Below are 4,691 nucleotides of genomic sequence, written 5' to 3'. Positions count from 1 at the left end.
TATGCACGCATAATAAATCACAAAAAAATTATGCGTGCATACTAACTATTATGGAATTTGTAAAAAATTATGTAAAATGTAAAGAAGCGTTGCGTTATGTTTTGTTTAATGCCATACAGTGTTGGTAAATATATTTTATTTTAACAAAATTTAGTTTTGGGCGTGCCCCTCCGGGTCGCGTCTTCCGCTGTATCTTGGGTTCCGTAGCCTCCACCCAAGGATGCCGCTTCACTCGCTCACGCAGGCCTTTCAAAGCGTATTTTCTTAAAATAATCGTACCTTGCCGTTTTAATCGATGACTTTTTTAGACGCTTATTTTTTTGCCAAAGATTTCCATGCGGATCCTCCTTCGCAATGGCTTGATGCGCTAATCATTAAGTTTGAGAAACGCTTACGTCTCGAAAGTCAACTCAACGACACCGCCGAAAGTGTCAATGCCCAAGCGCAATTTTTAGAAGTACTTAAAACGAAGCGTCCCATACTCGCTTTTCTCGATACACATCCCGAATTTGCACTGCATTTTCGTCAACAAACCGATTTGTTACAACCCTATCCCGATCCCGATTATGAACGTTACGGTTGGAGTTGCTTAGTTGCTGATGTCGAAGCTTTTCTCACTCCCGATTGGGAAGCCTTTGTAGCGGAGGAGTTTGAAGCCGAACGTTTTTATTACCTTAAGTTTACTTGGCGCTACGTTGACATTATGCCTGCAGGGGTGCGTCGTTTGATCATCAACAAGTTGGAAGCCAAATTAGAAAAATACCGTTTAGCGCTGACCTCTTCCTCCCTTTCTGTGGAGGATCGTTTGTTTGACTATTATGCCGAATTGGCTAATAGAATCGGCGAGAAAAAGGTGATACAGTTGGTGCAACACATTCGCAGGCAACAACACGAACAACTGACGGATATTCTAGAAAGTGTCAACAAACCCGGCATCGTAAACTTTTTTGAAATTTTATTTGGGGGTTTTTACTACTTGTTTTATCATCCCACCGATCCGAAAGAACAGCACAAGCGTAAACGGGTCATGGGGGATTTTAAATTTACGCTCATCCTTTTGGGGATTATTGGAATGCTGATTGGTGTTGCAGCCCACTACGGTAGCAAAAAACGCGAAGCCATTCAAAACCAAAGAGAAATGGCCAAAATAGGGTTTTATCCATCCCTTTACTTTTACGATAAAAACGGCATTCAACTTGGTCCACCTTTTCCCGATACCCTTCAAACGGGGTACGATTTTTTCCAAAAACGGATTATCTCTCAAGATAAATCGGGTCAAACGTTTATCAATACGTCACCTTTTGAGGTACTTCTTTTTTCAGATTTAAAAGTCATCGATGCTTTTTTTAATGAGAAAGAAAAACGCCAAGCCGCTCGCCATTGTGTGTGGATTCGTCCTGGCGATACCCTGCGTTGGGACACCCATGGCATTCCATTTCATTTGTATGTGGGAAAAAAAATCAGTCCCACCATCCAAGGGAAGGAAACGAATATGCCCCGTTTTCAAAACCCTCATTTTCGTGTGCAGCCCTACACGGCGTATACCATTGAAATTCACGGCGGTTTCATGGAACTGTTAGGGAGAAACTACACGATGGTGCTCCGCGCCGATCGTATGTTTTATGTCAATGGGCAGCAAAAATACCGCGATACGATTTTCTCGGTATTGTAAACTGTGTTTTTTTACCGTTGCGGATTTCCTTTCGATTCCCGTACTTTGCCAAAAAACCGATGCATCTTTTTGTATACAAATGCTGGCTCCTGCTTCGGAGTATTTTTCGTCCGCGCATTACTGATTTTTCAGCCGTTGTAAAACATACCTATTGGGTAACGCCTTTCGATTTGGACGAATACATTCACATGAACAATGCGCGCTATCTTAATTACATGGAACTAGGACGGTTTGATTTGGTCATTCGTTCAGGTTTCTTTCGTTATGCATTACAACATAAAATTATGGCTCCTGTTGTGAATACCACTATAGTTTATCGCCGTTCGTTACAACTGTTTCAGAAGTTCACGGTCTCCAATCAACTGGTCTATTGGGATGAACATAGATTATTTGTCGAATCGGTCATCACCCGTAAAGGCAAACTTTATTGCGTAGCGCTAAAAGAATTACGTATGGTGCAAAAAGGAAAGGCAACCCCGTTGGATACCGTCATGCAAGGCATGGGTATTGCTTTACCAGAGTTGCCTTTTTCAAGTGATTTAATTCAGGATAAACAAGCGTTCATCAAACAGCTATTACGGCATGCGGAACAAAAATTTGAAGGGAAAATCGATTAGTCCCAGCGGCTGTTTTTAGACACAGCAAGCGCTCCACCGCCCGTAAAAAAAAGCGACAAGGCACCCATTAAATACAAGGCCAGCAATTCCAAAGCATACCCGCCGTATTCATTCAATTTCAAAATATCGGTTGAATGTGCAATGGCTACCGCAGCGATACAATTGATACCAAAGACCAAAGCTGCCAATCGGGTGCGGTATCCCAGTACGATGGCCAAAGGCGCCAGTAATTCGCCCAAATAAACGCCATAAGCCAAAGGACCTACCGCTTCTTCGATAAAGTCAATTCCGTGTTCCAATTTAGCCACGCCGTGAAACAGCATGAGTCCGCCTACCGCCAAGCGTAAGATCAATAAGCCTAAGTGATGATTTCGTTCTAACATAGTTTTTTGTATTGGTTATGACCTAAAGATACAAAAAAGTTGCAACGAGTTAAACTATTTTTTAGTAAGGAAAAGCCAAAAGCGGCACCTCATAGGGAAACGCCAGTGCTTTGGGTTCGATTTCATGATTTAGCCAACGTAGCTCATCCTCTCGTTTTACAATGACAGGCATCCGTTTTTTGGTGTTGTGAATGAACGCCATCGTTGCATTGGCCGCTGTAGTAAGTAGGGTAAACGTATTGATAGTTTCGCCCGTTTCAGGATGCTGCCCACAACTATAAAGTCCGGCAAAGGCAAAAAGTTCCTCCGACGTATGAATACAATACCGTTGCTTTGCTTTTCCTTGTGGGTCTAACCAATGCCAGTCAAAATAAGCGTTGGCTGGAATCAGGCAACGTTGGTGTGTAATGTTTTTAAAGCTGGGTTTTTCAGTAAGGGTTTCCAGTCGTGCATTCAGCGTATTTTTACGAAAATCACTGTCTTTAGCCCAAGAGGGTAGGAGTCCCCAGCTGAAATTCGTTTGCAGTTGATGGGGTGCAGTATCGGTAATGAGGGCAATTTTTGGAAAGCTAAACCCATTAAAGTATTCCGATTGTGGCCATAAGGATTCGGGGGATGCTTGCACCTTAAAGCGCGCTTCTACTTTGGGCTTGGGATCTTTCATTTGCATATAAAAACACATAAGGTAAGATTTCGATACGTTACGAATGTACATAAAAAAACACGAACCCAACGATTCGTGTTTTCCACTAACCCAATTCAATATACTTAGCTGAGTTTACCGTTGACCACCGCCACGATAGCCCCCATTAAAGCCGAAATAATAAGCATGGTAAGCGTGTCGATTACCATCAATTGAACATCAATTTGAGGTTGATTCATCGCTTGGAAAAAAAGGACATAAAGCGTAGTAAACAAACCAATGCCAAATCCTGCCTTAATTCCCGAGACACATTTTCCAATCCCTTCATTAAGTTGGAAAATCCAACCAAATAAAAATCCATAACTCATCGAACCTAAAAAAATAAACGTCAGATTTTCAGTGCCTTCTTCTTGCGGGAAATAGTCCTTCAAAAGCATTCCATAGGTAATCCATCCCAACAAAAAGAAAGAAATCCCTCCGACGATTCCGCCTCCTAAAAGTTTTTTCAAATTCATAATCAAATATTTATTGGTTAACAATATTAAAATTAAAGGGTTATGATATTGAATTTAACAGTTGTTTGGTGAAGTTATCAACTGTTTTTTAAGCTAAATTGTTGATAATCAAATACCCTCATGCAAAAGTAAATAACCTCACCTGACTGCCCTCCACAGGCAGGTTGCCCCATTAATCAGGGCGCGCCCCCTCGGAATCTCATTCATCATCCAAATAAAGTTTACCGCCTCGGGGTCGGGTCGTTCGTTGCAATCTTGCCTGCGCAAGCTACGGCAAGGATTTCCACTGCCACCCCTCGCGCGGATGGGTTATGTTAAATTATAAATTATACATTTTAAATGTTCTCCTAAATCCATTTATAAATTAAAATATAAAATTTCTAATAATAAAAAAAGCTGCTCGGTAGAACGAACAGCTTTTTTTATTAGAAAGTCAAAAGTCGAAAGTTTAACTAATCACTAGTCACTAATCACTAGTCACCCCCGAAGTTTCGGGGCTAGCCACTATTCCCCCTTTGGGGGCTAGGGGGCTCACTACCGCTTCAACGAGAAGTGCGCTCTAAACTCCTTTGGAGCATTCCCTTCAAAGTACTCTACCAAGAACCAGTAGTCGGTGGCAGGCATCAAAGCACCGTTGTAGGTGCCATCCCATCCTGCTGCCGTGGGACTGATTTGCTTTAAGAGTTTTCCGTAACGGTCAAAAATGTAAATCTTCGCCGCGGGTTGGTTTTGCAAGCCCACGATATTCCACGTTTCGTTGATACCATCGCCGTTGGGCGTGAAATAATGCGGATAGTCAATAATGGATACCCCTGTTAAAAGCAGCGGGTCACAACTGTTGGCCAAACCACCCTCAGTATC

General features: G+C 42.2%; 6 protein-coding genes. 2 read left to right on the top strand and 4 right to left on the bottom strand.

All coding sequences use genetic code 11. The annotated features are described in order from the left end of the window. The first annotated feature begins 295 nt into the window (after positions 1–295). Both Q0037_RS06715 and Q0037_RS06710 read left to right on the top strand, forming a co-directional pair. Positions 296–1,672, top strand: a complete 1,377-nt coding sequence (locus Q0037_RS06715) for a hypothetical protein (protein WP_297516881.1) — start codon at positions 296–298, stop codon at positions 1,670–1,672. A gap of 59 nt (positions 1,673–1,731) precedes the next feature. Further along, entirely contained in the window at positions 1,732–2,289 is a 558-nt protein-coding gene (locus Q0037_RS06710) for a thioesterase family protein (RefSeq protein WP_297516880.1), read from the top strand. Here Q0037_RS06710 and Q0037_RS06705 read toward each other — a convergent pair. From Q0037_RS06705 to Q0037_RS06690, 4 genes are all read right to left on the bottom strand, one after another. Continuing rightward, positions 2,286–2,672: a DoxX family protein gene (locus tag Q0037_RS06705; RefSeq protein WP_297516879.1), complete on the bottom strand. Its 387-nt coding sequence runs from the start codon at positions 2,670–2,672 to the stop codon at positions 2,286–2,288. The two genes, Q0037_RS06710 and Q0037_RS06705, sit on opposite strands and share 4 nt — an antisense overlap. A gap of 61 nt (positions 2,673–2,733) precedes the next feature. Then, entirely contained in the window at positions 2,734–3,354 is a 621-nt protein-coding gene (locus Q0037_RS06700; RefSeq protein ID WP_297516878.1) for an SOS response-associated peptidase, read from the bottom strand. An 86-nt stretch (positions 3,355–3,440) separates the two neighbouring features. Continuing rightward, on the bottom strand, positions 3,441–3,830 hold the full coding sequence (locus Q0037_RS06695; protein ID WP_297516877.1) for a hypothetical protein: 390 nt from the start codon (positions 3,828–3,830) through the stop codon (positions 3,441–3,443). 534 nt (positions 3,831–4,364) lie between these two features. Next, positions 4,365–4,691, bottom strand: a 327-nt coding sequence (locus Q0037_RS06690; RefSeq protein WP_297516876.1) for a T9SS type B sorting domain-containing protein, incomplete at its 5' end; no start/stop codon positions are given.

It is taken from the genome of Flavobacterium sp. (genome assembly GCF_027482425.1).
In the GTDB taxonomy this organism is placed as follows: Bacteria; Bacteroidota; Bacteroidia; order Flavobacteriales; family Flavobacteriaceae; genus Flavobacterium.
The sequence above is the reverse complement of the archived record's forward strand: the minus strand, read 5'-3'. Positions and strand labels throughout refer to the sequence as shown.

Coding starts and splice junctions, on each gene's coding strand:
- Q0037_RS06715 (WP_297516881.1), top strand. CDS start 296: ATGACTTTTTTAGACGCTTATTTTTTTGCCAAAGATTTCCATGCGGAT.
- Q0037_RS06710 (WP_297516880.1), top strand. CDS start 1,732: ATGCATCTTTTTGTATACAAATGCTGGCTCCTGCTTCGGAGTATTTTT.
- Q0037_RS06705 (WP_297516879.1), bottom strand. CDS start 2,672: ATGTTAGAACGAAATCATCACTTAGGCTTATTGATCTTACGCTTGGCG.
- Q0037_RS06700 (WP_297516878.1), bottom strand. CDS start 3,354: ATGTGTTTTTATATGCAAATGAAAGATCCCAAGCCCAAAGTAGAAGCG.
- Q0037_RS06695 (WP_297516877.1), bottom strand. CDS start 3,830: ATGAATTTGAAAAAACTTTTAGGAGGCGGAATCGTCGGAGGGATTTCT.